The sequence below is a fragment of the Amycolatopsis sp. NPDC003865 genome (genome assembly GCF_053605345.1).
Genome location: NZ_JBSGJA010000002.1, coordinates 571,429 through 586,207, shown reverse-complemented (window position 1 = coordinate 586,207; position 14,779 = coordinate 571,429). Strand labels below are relative to the sequence as shown.

16 protein-coding genes are annotated in these 14,779 nt (G+C 71.9%); 8 read left to right on the top strand and 8 right to left on the bottom strand.

Translation table 11 applies throughout. The features are described from left to right. Positions 1–32: 32 nt before the first annotated feature. The 3 genes from ACWEVP_RS07720 to ACWEVP_RS07710 are packed head-to-tail and all read left to right on the top strand — an operon-like array spanning position 33 to position 2,861. On the top strand, positions 33–650 hold the full coding sequence (locus ACWEVP_RS07720) for a bifunctional 4-hydroxy-2-oxoglutarate aldolase/2-dehydro-3-deoxy-phosphogluconate aldolase (RefSeq protein ID WP_452061803.1): 618 nt from the start codon (positions 33–35) through the stop codon (positions 648–650). Continuing rightward, complete coding sequence (locus ACWEVP_RS07715; protein ID WP_452061802.1) at positions 643–1,641, top strand: lactonase family protein; 999 nt, start codon at positions 643–645, stop codon at positions 1,639–1,641. Before ACWEVP_RS07720 ends, ACWEVP_RS07715 begins: the two co-directional genes overlap by 8 nt. A 23-nt stretch (positions 1,642–1,664) precedes the next feature. Then, positions 1,665–2,861 (top strand): glycosyltransferase, encoded by a 1,197-nt coding sequence (locus ACWEVP_RS07710; RefSeq protein WP_452061801.1) that lies wholly within the window; start codon positions 1,665–1,667, stop codon positions 2,859–2,861. On the opposite strand, the gene ACWEVP_RS07705 is transcribed toward ACWEVP_RS07710, so the two are convergent. Genes ACWEVP_RS07705 through ACWEVP_RS07690 form a run of 4 tightly spaced genes read right to left on the bottom strand, consistent with a single transcriptional unit; the run spans position 2,844 to position 7,888 of the window. Beyond that, positions 2,844–4,838 carry an alpha-galactosidase gene (locus tag ACWEVP_RS07705; RefSeq protein ID WP_452061800.1) on the bottom strand — a complete coding sequence of 665 codons (1,995 nt, stop codon included), beginning with the start codon at positions 4,836–4,838 and terminating at the stop codon, positions 2,844–2,846. The genes ACWEVP_RS07710 and ACWEVP_RS07705 overlap by 18 nt on opposite strands. 14 nt (positions 4,839–4,852) lie before the next feature. Beyond that, the gene (locus ACWEVP_RS07700) at positions 4,853–5,671 is read right to left on the bottom strand and encodes a carbohydrate ABC transporter permease (RefSeq protein ID WP_452061799.1); all 819 of its coding nucleotides are present in this window, start codon (positions 5,669–5,671) and stop codon (positions 4,853–4,855) included. Then, positions 5,668–6,588 carry a carbohydrate ABC transporter permease gene (locus ACWEVP_RS07695; protein ID WP_452061798.1) on the bottom strand — a complete coding sequence of 307 codons (921 nt, stop codon included), beginning with the start codon at positions 6,586–6,588 and terminating at the stop codon, positions 5,668–5,670. The genes ACWEVP_RS07700 and ACWEVP_RS07695 overlap by 4 nt, the downstream gene beginning before the upstream one ends. A gap of 1 nt (position 6,589) precedes the next feature. Continuing rightward, on the bottom strand, positions 6,590–7,888 hold the full coding sequence (locus ACWEVP_RS07690; RefSeq protein ID WP_452061797.1) for an ABC transporter substrate-binding protein: 1,299 nt from the start codon (positions 7,886–7,888) through the stop codon (positions 6,590–6,592). 158 nt (positions 7,889–8,046) lie between these two features. On the opposite strand from ACWEVP_RS07690, the gene ACWEVP_RS07685 reads away from it, so the two are divergent. From ACWEVP_RS07685 to ACWEVP_RS07675, 3 genes are read left to right on the top strand one after another with little or no spacing between them, the layout of a single operon-like run. After that, positions 8,047–8,757, top strand: a complete 711-nt coding sequence (locus ACWEVP_RS07685) for a FadR/GntR family transcriptional regulator (RefSeq protein ID WP_452061796.1) — start codon at positions 8,047–8,049, stop codon at positions 8,755–8,757. 58 nt (positions 8,758–8,815) lie between these two features. Beyond that, the gene (locus ACWEVP_RS07680; protein ID WP_452061795.1) at positions 8,816–9,583 is read left to right on the top strand and encodes an inositol monophosphatase family protein; all 768 of its coding nucleotides are present in this window, start codon (positions 8,816–8,818) and stop codon (positions 9,581–9,583) included. Continuing rightward, positions 9,580–10,191: an NAD(P)-dependent oxidoreductase gene (locus ACWEVP_RS07675; RefSeq protein WP_452061794.1), complete on the top strand. Its 612-nt coding sequence runs from the start codon at positions 9,580–9,582 to the stop codon at positions 10,189–10,191. Before ACWEVP_RS07680 ends, ACWEVP_RS07675 begins: the two co-directional genes overlap by 4 nt. A gap of 21 nt (positions 10,192–10,212) precedes the next feature. Here ACWEVP_RS07675 and ACWEVP_RS07670 read toward each other — a convergent pair whose 3' ends face one another. The 4 genes from ACWEVP_RS07670 to ACWEVP_RS07655 are packed head-to-tail and all read right to left on the bottom strand — an operon-like array spanning position 10,213 to position 12,962. Next, on the bottom strand, positions 10,213–11,094 hold the full coding sequence (locus ACWEVP_RS07670; protein WP_452061793.1) for a LysR family transcriptional regulator: 882 nt from the start codon (positions 11,092–11,094) through the stop codon (positions 10,213–10,215). A gap of 18 nt (positions 11,095–11,112) precedes the next feature. Next, positions 11,113–11,709 carry a TetR/AcrR family transcriptional regulator gene (locus tag ACWEVP_RS07665; RefSeq protein WP_452061792.1) on the bottom strand — a complete coding sequence of 199 codons (597 nt, stop codon included), beginning with the start codon at positions 11,707–11,709 and terminating at the stop codon, positions 11,113–11,115. A gap of 34 nt (positions 11,710–11,743) precedes the next feature. Beyond that, positions 11,744–12,460, bottom strand: coding sequence for a hypothetical protein (locus ACWEVP_RS07660; protein WP_452061791.1), 717 nt, complete (start codon positions 12,458–12,460; stop codon positions 11,744–11,746). Then, entirely contained in the window at positions 12,453–12,962 is a 510-nt protein-coding gene (locus tag ACWEVP_RS07655) for a SigE family RNA polymerase sigma factor (protein ID WP_452061790.1), read from the bottom strand. Before ACWEVP_RS07655 ends, ACWEVP_RS07660 begins: the two co-directional genes overlap by 8 nt. Positions 12,963–13,097: 135 nt before the next feature. Here ACWEVP_RS07655 and ACWEVP_RS07650 point away from each other — a divergent pair, with 135 nt between their 5' ends. Together ACWEVP_RS07650 and ACWEVP_RS07645 are read left to right on the top strand one after the other, a co-directional pair. Next, on the top strand, positions 13,098–14,120 hold the full coding sequence (locus tag ACWEVP_RS07650; RefSeq protein ID WP_452061789.1) for a threonine aldolase family protein: 1,023 nt from the start codon (positions 13,098–13,100) through the stop codon (positions 14,118–14,120). Between the two features lie 17 nt (positions 14,121–14,137). Continuing rightward, on the top strand, positions 14,138–14,716 hold the full coding sequence (locus ACWEVP_RS07645; RefSeq protein WP_452061959.1) for an HAD family hydrolase: 579 nt from the start codon (positions 14,138–14,140) through the stop codon (positions 14,714–14,716). The last annotated feature ends 63 nt before the right edge of the window (positions 14,717–14,779 follow it).

Sequence of the window (14,779 nt, the reverse complement as noted above, 5' to 3'; positions counted from 1 at the left end):
TAAATTAAGATTTCACGGGGTATGCTCGGCCGATGAGCTACCGGTGGGAGATCACAGCGAACGTCCTGCGCCAAGGGGTGATCGGCATCGTGCGCACCCGCGACGCCGAGTCGGCGGTCTCCGCCGCCCGGGCCGCGCTCGAAGCCGGGCTGCGGTCGGTCGAACTGCCGCTGACCAACCCCGGCGCGCTCGACGCCATCTCCGGCCTGGCCGCCGCCTACCCGGACGCGACGATCGGCGCCGGCACCGTCCTCGACGAGACATCCGCCGTGCTCGCCCTCCGCGCGGGCGCCCGGTTCCTCGTGTCGCCGTCGGTGGACGCCGCCGTCATCCGTACCGCTCACCGGTACGGGGCGGCCGCCCTGCCCGGGTCCGGTTCCGTCACCGAGATCGTGCGGGCGCTCGAAGAAGGAGCCGACGCCGTCAAGGTTTTCCCCGCCTCCGCGCTGACCCCGTCGTGGGTGACGGACGTGCGGGCGGCGCTCCCGCAGGCGCCGCTCGTGCCCACCGGCGGCATCGGGCCCGCCGACGTGCCAGGCTGGCTGGCAGCGGGCGCGGTGGCGTGCGGGGTCGGCTCGGCGCTGACCCGCGGCACCACCGCGGACATCTCCGCCCGGGTCGAGACGCTGTTGAGGAGCGCGCATGGCTGAGCTGGTCTTCGTCGGGTGCTACACCGGGGAAGCGGGGAACGGCACGGGGATCACGACGTTCTCCCGGTCCGCCGCGGGTTCGTTGACGGAAGTGGCCTCGCTGCCGCTGGAGTGTCCGTCGTGGCTGACCCGGCACCCGTCGCTGCCGGTGCTGTACGCCGTGAACGAGACCGCCACCGGTTCGGTGACCGCGCTCGCTTTCGACGATTCCGGCAAGCTGTCGGTCCTCGGGACGGCCCAGACGGGCGGCGCGCACCCGTGCCACCTCGCGGTGACCCCGGACGGCCGGTTCCTCCTGTGCGCCAACTACACCGGCGGCAGCCTGGCGGTGTTCGCGCTGTCGCCGTCCGGGGGCATCGAGGCCCGGACCGCGCTGGTCCAGCACGAAGGCAGCGGCCCGCGCACCGACCGCCAGGAAGCGGCGCACGTCCACATGGCCGTCCCTGGTCCCGGCATGGTGAGCGCGGTCGACCTGGGCACGGACGAGATCCGCAGCTACACGCTGGCTTCCGACGGTTCGGTCCGGCTGCTGGCGGTCTCCTCGCTGCCCGCGGGCACCGGCCCCCGTCAGCTGGTCCGGCGTGCGGGCACGGACCTCGCGTACGTCGTCGGGGAGCTGGCCGGGACCGTCGTCACGGTCCGGGAAACCGCGCCGGGCGCGTTCGACGTGGTCGCTTCCACGCCGTCGACCCTGTCTTCGGTGACGCCGAACCTGGTGGCCCACCTGGAACTGACCGGCACGCGCATGTACGTGTCCAACCGCGGCCCGGACTGCGTGACGGAGTTCGCCCTCGACGAGGCCGCCGCGGTGGCCGACCAGGCGTGCGGCGCGAACCCGCGGCACTTCGCGCTGGTGGACGGTACCTGTTACGTCGCGGCGCAGTCGGAGGACGCGATCACCGCGTTCACGCTGACGGCGTCGGGGGAAGCCGAGCTGAAGTACTACCCGACGGGGTCGCCGACCTTCGTGCTGCCAGTATCAGCGCACTGATCGATGACCTGGGGGTTTGCGCGATGCGTGTTCTGCTGTCCACCTACGGCTCCCGCGGCGACGTCGAGCCGCTGGCGGCGTTCGCGGTGCGGCTGAGGGAACTGGGCGCCGAGGTGAAGGTGTGCGCGCCGCCGGACGAGGACTTCGTGCGGCGGCTGGGCGCCGTCGGCGTGCCGCTGGTGCCGGTCGGGCCGTCGGCGCGGGAGCTGACGAAGGCCGCGCCGGCGCCGTCTTCGCTGCCCGAGCGGGCCGCGCAGCTGATCGCGGCCCAGTTCGCCGTCATGCCGGCGGCCGCCGAAGACTGTGACGTGCTGGTGGCCACCGGCATGATGCCGACCGCGGCCGGCGCGCTGTCGGTGGCCGAACTGGCCGGCATCCCGGCGCACTACGTGGCGTTCCAGAAGCTGTCGCTGCCGTCGCCGCACCACGCGCCGCTCGCCTACCCGGGCCGGCCGCACCCGCCGGGCGTCACCGGTAACCGCGCGCTCTGGGAGCTCGACCGCGAGAGCCTGAACGTGCTGTTCGGGCCGGGCCTGAACGCGAGCCGGACCGCGCACGGCCTGCCCGCCGTCGACGACGTCCGCGGGTTCGTCGTCGGCAAGCGGCCGTGGCTGGCGACCGACCGGGTGCTGGACCCGTGGATCCCGGACGAGGGTCTCGACGTGGTCCAGACCGGCGCGTGGATCGTGCCCGACGAACGGCCGCTGCCGGCCGGCCTGGAAGCGTTCCTGGCCGACGGCGAGCCGCCCGTGTACGTCGGCTTCGGGAGCATGCCGATGCACGCGGCGGCCGGCGTCGCCGACGTGGCCGTGGCGGCGGTGCGCGCGCACGGCCGTCGGCTGGTGCTCAAGCGCGGCTGGGCGGGCCTGAGCGTCGACGGCGACGACGTCTTCCTCGTCGACGAGGTCAACCACCAGGCGCTGTTCCCGCGGATGGCGGCGGTCGTGCACCACGGCGGCGCCGGGACCACGACGACGGCCGCGCGCGCCGGCGTTCCGCAGGTGGTCGTCCCGCAGGCCACCGACCAGCCGTACTGGGCGGGCCGGGTCGCGGCGCTGGGCGCCGGCGTCGCCCACGACGGTCCGGCGCCGACGGTCGATTCCCTGACGGTGGCGCTCGGGACGGCTCTGGCCGCGAAGGACCGCGCCGCCGAGGTGGCGGCGCTCGTCGGCACCGACGGCACCGCGGTGGCCGCCGGGCTGCTACTGGGATCGGCGTAGCACGACCACGTCCGCGTCATGGGTCGCGGTCCAGTCGAAGGGCAGACCCGCGTACTTCAGGTGGGCACCTGAGTACCGGGTCCCCTTTTCGTCCACATAGGACGACTCCGCGCGGACGTCGAGCCGCACCCGCGACGAGCGTCCCGGCACCAGTGGTGCGCCGGTCAGCTCGCCGGTGTTCCACGCCAGCACCACCACGGTGCCGCCGTCCTCCGAGGTGTACTGGTTGGCGCCCGCCAGGACCCGGGCCACGCCGTGGTGGACCACGTCCCGGATCGACTTGTAGACAGCCACCAGCGAAGCCGCCTCCGCGTGCTGGTCGGGCGTCCACTTCGAAAGGTCCGCGCCGATCCCGAGCACGCCGGCCATCGCCGTGACGAACCGGAACCGCAGCGACCGCGGCCGCGGGTCGAAGACGCCCGGGGAGTCCGTCACCCACGAGCTCATCAGGTGCGGCGCGTGCATCAGCAGGAACCCGTCCTGGATCGCCAGCCGGTCCAGCGGTCCCGTGTTGTCGCTCGGCCAGACGACGTCGGTGCGCGCGACCGTCGCCAGGTCCGTCCGGCCGCCGCCGCCCGCGCACGCCTCGATCGTGACGTGCGGGTGCGCGGTGCGCAGGTGGTCCAGCACCGACAGGTATCCCGCGACGTGCTCGGCGTCGAGGTCCGCGGCCGGTGAGCCCGGACGGCCGCGTTCGGTGGGCGGGCGGTTCATGTCCCACTTGAGGTAGGAGATCGGGTACGCCGTCAGCAGCGAGTCCAGAGTGGACTTGACGAAGGCGACGACCTCGGGCAGCCCCAGGTCGAGGAGGAGCTGGTTGCGGATGAGCGTCGCCGGACGGCCGTCGATCCGGTACACCCAGTCCGGGTGCTCGGCGTACAGCCGCGACTTCGGGCTGACCGCCTCCGGCTCGACCCACAGGCCGAACTCCAGGCCCAGTTCCCGCACCGAGTGGACGAAGTCGCCGAATCCCGGATCCGCCGGGGTCCAGTCGCCGAGGCCGCCGGTGTCGTCGTCGCGGCCGGTGAACCAGCCGTCGTCGACCACGAACAGCTCGACGCCGAGGTCCGCCGCCCGCTTCGCCAGTTCCAGCTGGTGCTCGCTTCGGACGTCGAACCCGGTGGCTTCCCAGGAGTTGTAGAGCACCGGGCGCGGGCGCCGCCGGCGCGCACCGGCCAGCACGCGGTCGTAGTCGTGCCACACCGGCGCCAGCCCGGCGAGTCCGTCCACACTGGACGCCAGCGCGACCGCGGGCGTCACGAGGGAAGCACCGGGTTCGAGGAGCACCGGACCCGGCGAAGGCAGCCGCCCGGCGCGGACGCGCGTCAGCCCCGAAGGTTCGACGTCGGCCTCGATGGACCACGACCCCGGCCACTCCAGGGAGACGCCGTAGGCAGGACCGCCGGCGGAGTCCTGCACCGCCAGCCACGGCACGTGCGCGTGCCCCGGAACGCCGAACCGGCTTTCCATCCGGAACCCACCCGCGGGCAGGTCCAGTGTGCGCCGCGTGAACTCCTGCGACCACTGGCCGGTCAAGTAGGTCAGCCGCGCGCCGGACACCGTCGGGACGCAGACTCCGGCCGAGCCCAGCCGGTCGAACTCCAGTGTGGACGATCCCGTGTTCTCGAACTCGACCCACCGGGTCAGGACGTCGGTCTCGGGCACCGGCCGGTAGCACAGCACCGCGCGCAGCCCGGAGACCTCGTCCACGAAGGCCACTCGCAGATCATCGTCCGAAGCAGCCGATTCGAACCGCCACCACGAACCGCCGCGCACCGAGACGTCCGCGCCGGAGAACGGGCGCAGGCCCCATGGCGCGTACTCGACCGGGGCCGCGTCGGCCTCGGTGACGAAGTGCACGGACCCCGCGTTCGTGAACACCGAGGGTCCGTCCTCGATCCCGTGCGGCCCCCACGCCACCAGCTCGAGCCAGCGCTCGGTGGGGTCCAGCGCCACGGTGTAGGAAGTGGACTTCATGGACACGGTCCACGTCACTTGATCGCCCCGATCGCCAGACCCGAAATGAAGTGCTTCTGGAACCGCAGGAACACAGCCACCGTCGGCACGGCCGCGATGACCGACCCCGCGGCGATCACGTTCCAGTTGGACACGTACTGGCCCTGCAGCCCGAGCAGCGCCGGCGTCACCGGCATCACGCTCCCGGTGCGCAGCACGGTGATCGACCACAACAGGTCGTTGAACGTCCAGGTGAACGCCAGTGCGCCGAGCGCGGCCAGCGCCGGGCGGGTCATCGGCAGGATGATCCGCCAGAAGATCTGCGCGACCCCGGCGCCGTCGATCAGCGCCGCCTGCTGGATCTCGTCCGGGATCGACCGCATGAACCCCTGCAGCACGAACGTGTAGAAGCCGAGCCCGAACCCGACCTGCACGACGATCAGCGCCGTCAGCGTGTCGTAGATGCCGAGCAGCTCGGCCAGCTTCGCCACCGGCACGAGCAGGATCTGCGGCGGCAGCAGGTTCCCGGCCAGCATCACCAGGATGATCGTGCGGCGGAACGGGATCTCGTACCGGCTCAGCGCGAACGCCGCCGCCGAGCTGAGCAGCAGCGCGAGGACCACGGTCGGGATCGTCACGAGCAGGCTGTTCAGCATCGCGTGCCCGCCACCACCCTCGCCCCAGGCCTGGCCGAAACCGTCCAGGGTGAACGACGACGGCAGTGCGCCGAGCCCGTTCGACGCGATGTCCGAAAAGGACCGGACGCTCGTGGTCAGCACCAGGAGGATCGGCAGCAGCCACAGCACCGCGAGGCCGCCGGCGAGCAGGTGGAAGCCGAAGGTCCGGATCCTCACTGGTCCTCCTCCCGGAACGCGCGCACGAGGTAGGTCACGATCACGCCGAACGCCAGCACGAAGATCACCACGGCCAGCGCGGACGCGTAGCCGAGCCGCAGCGACTGGAACGCCGTCGCGTACATGTAGGTGCTGAGCAGCTCGGACGAGTGGTACGGCCCGCCCTTCGTCATCGACCACACGACGTCGAAGGACCGCAGCGAGTCGATGATGATCACGGACAGGACGACGGAGTTGACGCTGCGCAGCTGCGGCCACGTCACGTTGCGGAACTGCTGCCACGCCGTCGCACCGTCCAGTTTGGCCGCTTCGTACAGCGCCGGGTCGATGCCCTTGAGGCCGGCCAGGTACAGCACCATCACGTACCCGAGCTGCCGCCACAGCGCCGGGACGAGCACCGCGTACAGCGCCGTCTTCGGGTCCGCGAGCCACGCGTGCTGCCAGCCCCCGAGCCCGATCGCGCCGAGCACCTTGTTGAAGACGCCGTCCGGCTGGTAGATCACCTGCCAGATCAGCGAAGTCGCGACCAGCGAGAACACCACCGGGGTGAACAGCGCGGCCCGGTAGAACCCGACGCCTTTGCGTTCACGCTGCAACAGCGTCGCCAGCGCGAGCCCGCCGACGGCCGAGAGGCCGCCGAAGAGCACGAGCCAGATCACTGTGTCGAGCGCGGCGGTCTTGAAGATGTCGTCGGAGAACATCTCGGCGAAGTTGCCCAGGCCGATGAACTCCGGCGCCGAGACGCCGTCCCAGTTCGTCAGCGCCAGGTAGAACCCCTGCAGCGCGGGCCAGAACACCCAGAACCCCTCGACGACGAGGGGGACCAGGACGAACGCCAGCAGCACCGGCGACAGCCGGCGACGGCGGTTGCGAGCCCGCGCCGCGGTCTTCGGCCGTTCCGCGGTCAGCACCGCCATGTCAGGACTGCCAGACCTTCTGCGCGGCGGTCTGCCAGTCGCTCAGGATCGAGTCGAGCTCGTTGGGCTTCTGGATGAACCGGATCAACGCGGCGTCGGCGGTCGGCTGCAGCGCGTCGGAGGAGTCGCGGTTGAAGAACTGCGTGATCTCCTTGGCGTCCGCGAGCATCTTGCGTCCCTTTTGGACCAGCGGGGTGCCGTTGTCCTTGGCCTTCGGGTTCGTGGGCAGGACCGTGCCGGAGGAGTTCTTGATGTAGAGCTCCTGCGCTTCGGCCGTCGCGACGTACTTGAACCACTCCTTGACCTCGGCGACGTGCGGGGTGCGCGCGCTGGCGAAGAAGCCGTCGGTCGGGCCCTCTTCGGCCACCGGCACGGCCGGGTCGAGGATCGGGAACTGGAAGAAGTCGAGGTCGTCCAGGGCGTCCTTCGGGGCGGCGTCGGCGAAGAAGGTGCCGGTCAGCACCATGCCGGTGCGGCCCTGCAGCAGCACGGTCGTCGCGTCCTGGAACGCGATCGCGGTGCCGTTCGGGTCGAAGTAGGGCAGGGCCTGGCGCCACGGGTCGAAGATCTTCTTGACGCGCGGGTCGTCGAAGCGCTGCTTGCCCGCGAGGAGTTCGCGGTGGAAGGGCGCGCCGTTGATCCGGATGTTCAGGTAGTCGAACCAGGCCGACGCGGTCCACGGCGTGTTGCCGCCCGCGCCGAGGCCGATCGGCGAGATTCCCTTGCCCTTCAGCGTTTCGCACAGCGCGAGGAACTCGGTCCAGTTCGTCGGCGGCTGGACACCCCACTTGGCGAAGTTGGACTTCCGGTAGAAGAAGCCCCACCAGTAGTAGGACGTCGGGACGAAGACCTGGTGGCCGGCGCCGTCGCCGGAGAGCGCGCGGAACGCGGCGCTGTAGTCGCCCATGGTCTGCCAGACGTCGCCGACGTCGAGGAGCAGGCCCTTGCGCGCGTAGCCGGACAGCAGCGAGCCGGGGTACCACGTGAAGGTGTCCGGCGGGTTGGCCGCGGTCAGGTAGCTGGGCAGCTGGGTGCGGAAGGTCTCCGACGCGACGGTGTTGACGGTCGCCGTCGCGCCGCCCTTGTCGCCGAACGCCTTGGCCAGCGCTTCGATCGCCTTCTTCGCCTCGGGCGAAGACAGGTTCGACTGGACGGTGACCGCGCCGGCGGCCTGCTTGACCGGGCCGGAGTTCGCGGAGGTGGCGCAGGCGGCGAGGAAGCTGGACGAGCCGATGGCGCCCAGCCCGGCGAGGCTCGCGTTGCGCAGGAAACGACGGCGGGACAGGCCGGCACTCGTCATGTCGTGACCCCTTTGTCTGTGGCGCCCGCACGGGCGTGACTGCTGCCAAAGAGTGCAACCGGGCGACGCCGGTGTCAAGATGTATTCATAATTTATGACGACTTCGGTCGCAGCGTAGGATGGCCCGACCACGAACCACCAGTCGAGAGGGCCCTCCATTGACCGAACACCGGCCACGCGGGCTGCACGGCCAGACCGTGGAGGCACTGGCCAGCCGGATCCTCTCCGACGAGTGGGGCGAGGGCACCGTCCTGGACCTGCCGGCGCTGCGCGAAGAGCTCGACATCAGCCTGACCGCGCTGCGCGAGGCGCTGAAGGTGCTGGCCGCGAAGGGGATGATCGACGCGCGGCAGAAGCGCGGCACGTTCGTCCAGCCGCGCGAGAAGTGGAACATGCTCGACGCCGACGTGATGCGCTGGCAGACCGCGGCCGCCGACGACCCCGGCCTGCTCGACGAGCTGACCGAGGTCCGCGCGGTCGTCGAGCCCGCCGCGGCGCGGATCGCGGCCGAACGGGCGTCAGAGGAGGACGTCGAGTCGCTGCGGGAGGCGCTGGCCGACATGGCCGCCGCGGGCGACGACGCCGAGGCGAGCGTCCAGGCCGACCTGGCCTTCCACCGGCGGCTGATGACCGCCACCCACAACAACTTCCTGATGCGGATGGAACGGGTCATCGCGATCGGGCTGGCCGAGCGCGACAAGCTCGTGCACGGCGCGTCGGCGGCGGAGGACCCGGTGCCGAGCCACCGCAAGGTGTTCGACGCGATCGTGGCCGGCGACCCGGCGGCGGCCGAGCAGGCGATGCTCGCGCTCGTCACGAAGTCCCGCGACGACCTGGCGAAGGCTCAGCGGAAGCCTGCACGAGGGTAATTCGTCGAGTAACAAAGTTGCATTTGAATCAGGCTTCGAGTCGTGCCGTAATGGGTTCATGACTGACGTTCTGAACGAGATGGTGCAAGCGGCTTCGAACGCCGCACAGGCTTTGCTGGCTTCGTTCGACCCGGCGAGCCGTCCGACGGACCGGGCGGCGATGTACGAGCTGGGCACGAAGCTCGAGGCGACCTCCACGGAGATCGTGCGGTCGGCGCTCGACGGCGTCGACGGGGTGGCGTGGTGGGACGAGGACGAGAGCGGCCGTGAGGTCCCGCCGGGCCGGTGGTGGGTGGTCGACGGCACCGAAGGAGCCGTCAACCACGTGCACGGCCTGCCGGAGTGGGCGGTGACGGTCGCGCTGGTCACCGACGGGCTGCCCGAGCTGGCGGTCGTCCGCCAGCCGATCGGCGACCTGACGTACACCGCGTCACGCGGGCAGGGCGCGTACCTCAACGGTTCCCCGTTGCGGGTGTCGGCCAAGACGGACTTGTCGGTCGCCGCGGTGACGGCGAGCCAGGCGGGGAACTCCCCGGCGGTCCACGCGCGGTTCGCGGACGCTTGGGCGGCCATGGCTTCGCGGGCGTTGCTGGTCCGCAACACGATTCCGACGACGTTCCCGTTGCTCGGCCTCGCCGCCGGCCAGTACGACGTGTTCTGGCAGTACGAACCCGACCTGCCCGGCAGCGCGGCCGGCTCGCTGCTCGCGCTCGAGGCGGGGGCGGTCGTTTCGGATCTGTCCGGAGGGGCCTGGGACGTGAACTCGCCCGACATCCTCGTGGCCGCACCGGGTCTGCACGCCGCGGCGCTGGAGGTGCTGAAGTGAGCCGGGTGGCGGTGCTCGGCGCTTCGGGCGCGGTGGGCAGCGAACTGGTGAAGCAGGCGCTCTCGCGCGGGCACGACGTCGTGGCCATCAGCCGGAACCCGGCGCCGTCGTCGACCGGCCGGCTGACCACGGTCGCGGCCGACGTCCACGACGCCGCCGGGATCGCGGACGCGTTGCGGGGCAACGAGATCGTGCTCGACGCGCTGGGACTTCGGAAGGGCGACCCACCCGGCGTGCTGACGGCGGGCGCCCGCGCGGTGGTGGCCGCGGGACCGGCGCGGGCGGTGTCGGTGGGAGCGCTCGGCACCGGACCGTCGGCCGCGGCGGCCGGCTGGCTGAGCCGGACCGTGGTGGCGCGGCTGCTGAAGGCCGAACTGCCGGACAAGGTCGGCGCGGACACGGCGATCCTCGGCATGGGCGGCACGGTGGTGCACGTGGGGCCGATGAAGAGCGGCCCGATCAGCCCGACGCGCCGCTCGCTGCGGCTCGATTCGGTGCCCCGCCGGCTGTTCCCGCCGATGATCAGCCACGCGACGGTGGCCGCGGCCATGCTCGACGCGGCCGAAGACGGTCCCCGCGGGGAAGTCCTGGTGGCCCTCCCCAAGTAGTCCCCGGTGCGAGCGCTGTTCTCAGGGGGCCAGTACGTCGGTCACCGCGGTGCGGCAGTGGGCGCGCAGCCACGCGTGGGCCGGGTCGGTGTCGTAACGGCTGTGCCAGCTCAGCACCATCGGCGCGCTGGGCGGGTCGAACGGCAGTTCCGTGGCGCTCAAGCCGATGTCGGCGCGGGCCTGGGCGGTGGACCGGTCCGCCAGCACGGCCACGACGTCGCTGTGCGCGATCGCCTGCAACGCCAGGGCCGCCGTCGGGAGCGCGGCCACCACCCGGCGGCGCAACCCCACCTCCGCCAGCACCTTGTCCACCCCGTCGCGCAGCCGGCCGCGCCGCGACACGATCACGTGCTCCGCGGCCGCGAACTCCTCGATGTCCAGCTCCCGCCCCGAGCGCGTGACCAGCACCAGCCGGTCTTCGCCGGCGATCTCGTGGCTGATCTCCGGCGACGCCGGAACGGTCGCCCCGAGCTCCAGGTCCACGTGCCCGCGCGCCAGGTCGGGGGTGTCCACCGGCGCCTCCGCCAGCAGCCGCAAGCTCATCCCGGGCGCCTCCGCCGACGCCGTGCGCAGCAACGCCGGGAAGAGCGCCGACAGCAAAGCGTCGTGGCCCTGGATGGTGAACGTGCGCCGCAGCGTGGCCGGGTCGACCGTGCGGGCCGGGGCCAGCACCCGGTTCGCGCGGGCCACCAGCGTCCGGACCTCGTCGCGCATCGCCAGCGCGCGCGGGGTCGGGGTCATCGTGCGGCCGGTGCGCACCAGGATGTCGTCGCCCGTCGTCGCGCGGATCCGGGCCAGCGTGCGGCTCATCGCGGGCGGGGTGAGGTGCAGCCGGTCGGCCGCCGCCTGCACGGAGTTCTCCTCCAGCAACGCGTCCAACGCCGTCAGCAGGTTCAGGTCCACCTGCACGACAGTAACGAATCAGGTGCCGTCGAGTGCGTTCTGGAGCATGCGTGACGCCGCCGCGCGCGGGGCCGGGTCGATCGCGATCAGCGCGTTGACGACGGCGCCGTCGACCAGGGCGATCAGCCGCTCGAGCTCGTCGGCGGAGACCGGCGTGCCCGACCGGGCGAAGATCTCCGTCAGCAGTTCGTTGAGCTGCGCCGACAGCGTCCGCATCAACGGCCGCAGGTACGGACGGCGGCCGGTCGCGACCAGCCGCTCGTACCGCAGCAGCACCGCCTCCGCGTCCGTCTCCGGGTCGTCGGTCTCCGGCCCCAGCAGCATCTCCAGCACCAGCTCGACGGTCGCCTGGACGCCACGGTTACGCGTCGCCAGCTCCTCCAGCCGGCGGCGGCCGGTCTCCAGCTCCCCGTGGCCGTGGTGCTCGACGGCCGCCGTGACCAGGTCTTCGAGCGAGTCGAAGTAGTACGTCGTCGAGGCGAGCGGCAGCCCCGCGCGCTCAGCGACCGCCCGGTGCCGGACGGCGTCGAACCCGCCCTCGACGAGCAGTTTCGCGGCGGCCTCGACGAGCGCGGCGCGCCGTCGCTCCCCCTTCGGGGTGGTCGCAGCGGTCATGACCGGTCATTCTGCCAACCGGGCGGGACCGGGCTCAGAAGCGGGCCGCGAGATCGTGCGCGAACGTCTCCACCTGCCCCGCGTAGGGCGCTGTCGCGCCCGAGGACGGCACGCTGACCAGCACCAACGCTCCACCGGACGCGGTAGTCACCTGGGCCGTGACCGTGCCGGCGGGCTGGGACTTGAAGACCACGGGGATGCCCTTCGGGTACACCGCGGCGGAGACTTCGCCACCCGGCACCGGGAACCCGGCGGAGCGGGACACCGTCGAACAGGCGCCGCCCGGCACGGCCGGGGTACCGGCGACGTGGCCGGGGAGCTCGCCAGCGAGGGCAATGGCGAGCTCCCCGTCCACCTCTTCGCACCCGGAGGCGCCTTCGGCCAGCTGGCCGGTCTTCCCGCCCTGGTCACCTCCCTGCCGAGGTGGTTCGGACGAGAAGTTCGGTGACTCCCCACCGATCTCAGGACGTACCGGGCTGTTCCCGGGTTGCCCCGAGCCCGGCGCGGATTGCGACGACAGCGCGCCGTCGCCCGCCGCCGTCATCGACTCCGGAGTACCCCCCGACAGCAGCCCGTATGCGCCGAAGCCGACGACGACCAGCGCCGCGGCGCTCACGCCGGTGGTGATCCGGTTGCGGCGCCGCACGGTCTGGCGACGGGACTCGCGGACGACGTCGTCCTGGGAAAACGTCGGTTCGGGGGCGTCCGGCGGTGCGGCGGAGAACAACGAACGCAGCTCCTGCTCATCCATTGGTCTCCACCTCCCGTTCCAGGACCTGCCTGAGGTTCGCCAGCCCGCGCGCGGTCTGGCTCTTCACGTTGCCTTCGCTGCAGCCCAGCGCCTTCGCCGCGCCGGTCACGTCGAGTCCTTCGAAGAACCGCATGACCAGCACCGCCCGCTGCTTGGGCGGCACTTCCTTCAACGCCGCGAGCAGGTCCTCCCTGGTCGCGACGAGCTCGTCGAGACCCGGCGTGTCGTCGACGGGCTCGGGCAGCGTCTCGGTCTGCCACTCACGCCGCCACGGACGCCGCGATTCGTCGATCGACGCCCGCACGAGCGTCTTGCGCACGTACGCGTCGGTCGCCGCGGGATCCCTGATCTTCTTCCACCTCCGGTGCAGCGCGACGAACGCCGTCTGCGCGAGGTCGTCCGCCCGGTGCCAGTCGCCGCAGAGCATGTACGCGGTCCGGCGCACGGCGTCCCGCCTGGCGGCGAAGTACTCCGCGAACTCCTCCTCGTCGCGCTGGTCCACGCGCAGTCGTGCTCCGCTCTGTTGTCGTTCGGCCGGTAGACGGATTCAGGGGCGTCCACGGTTGCACGGACCGAGTGGGTTCGACCACCCGAGGGCTGATTGATCCCCGTCAGGTGGGTGTGATGTGATCGCTCTGTGACCTTCACGCTGCCGCCGCTGGACTTCCGCTCCGACACCGTCACCCGTCCGGATGACACGATGCGCGCGGCGATGGCGTCCGCCGAGGTCGGGGACAACGTCCTCGAGCGCGACCCGACCGTCCAGGCGCTGGAAGAACGCGCCGCGCACGTGCTGGGCATGCCGGCCGCGCTGTGGGTGCCGAGCGGGACCATGGCGAACCTCGTCGCGCTGAGCCTCCACCTGCAGCGCGGCGACCGGTTCCTGGCCACGCGGGGCGCCCACGTGCTGTCGAACGAGCTGGGCTCGGCGGCCTGGCTGGCCGGCGGGATGCCGGACATCCTGGAGCACGACGGCGGCCCGGGCCGCCCATCGCCCGACGCCCTCGCGGCCGCGATCGGGCAACCCGGGCCGTACTTCACATTACGGACATCACTGCTCTGCCTCGAGAACACGCACAACGCGGCCGGCGGGGCGGTGACCCCGCCCGACGAGCACGCCCAGCTGCTGTCCGTCGCGAAGGAGGCCGGCCTGACCGTGCACCTCGACGGCGCCCGGCTGTGGCAGGCCGCGGTCGCGCTGGAGGTGCCGCCCGCCGCGCTGACCGTCGGCGTCGACACCGTGTCGGCCTGCTTCAGCAAGGGCCTCGGCGCGCCGGTCGGCTCGGTCGTCGCGGGCAGCGTCGCGTTCGTCGAGCGGGCGCGCCGGATGCGGCAGATGCTCGGCGGCGGCGTCCGGCAGGGCGGCGTGCTGGCCGCGGCCTGCCTGGTCGCGCTGGACCGGATCCCCGACCTGGCCGAGTCGCACGAGAACGCGCGCCGGCTCGCCGAGGGCCTGCGCGAGTACGGCTGGCCGACGAACGAGCCGGACACCAACATCGTGCTGGCCGACGTCCCCGACATCCCGACCGCGCTCGCCTGGCTCGACTCGCTCGGCATCCGGGCGGTGCCGATGGCGGGCCGGGTCCGGTTCGTCACGCACCGGGACCTGAGCGCGACCGACGTCGAAGAAGCCTTGCGCCGGATCAAGACCGGCGCGTGAACTCAACCGGGGGCACCGTGAACTGGATCGTGTTCGACTACGGCGACGTGCTGAGTAAGCCGAGCCTGGCCCGCCCGGACCTGGCCGCGCGCATGGGCGTGCCGCTGCCGGAGTTCGAGAAGGCGTACTGGGACTACCGGATCCCGTACGACGCGGGGAGCACACCGCTCGAGTACTGGCAGACGGTCGGCGCCGCGCTGGGCGTATCGGTGGACGAAGAGCTGTCGGCCGAGCTGACCCGCGTCGACGTCGAAGGCTGGGGCCACCTGGAACCGTCGTCGGAGGCGCTGCTCGAAGCGCTTTCCGAGGCGGGCGCGTCGCTGGCGCTGCTGTCCAACGCGCCGGTGGTGTTCGGCGAGTGGGTCCGCGCGCAGGAGTGGGTCCGCCACTTCCGCGTCACGCTGTTTTCGGGCGACGTCCGGTGCGTGAAGCCGGACGCGAAGATCTTCCGCTTGCTGCTCGACGAGCTGGGCGCGGAGCCGTCGGACTGCCTGTTCTTCGACGACCGTCCGTCCAATGTGGAGGGAGCGCGGGCCGTGGGGATGAAGTCCGAGGTGTGGAACGGCGCCGACGCCGCGCGCGCCTGGCTGGACTGACCCTCACCCGCACCGCACGTCCGCCTACCGGTGGTGATCGTTCGTGGCCTAAGCTGCACGGCA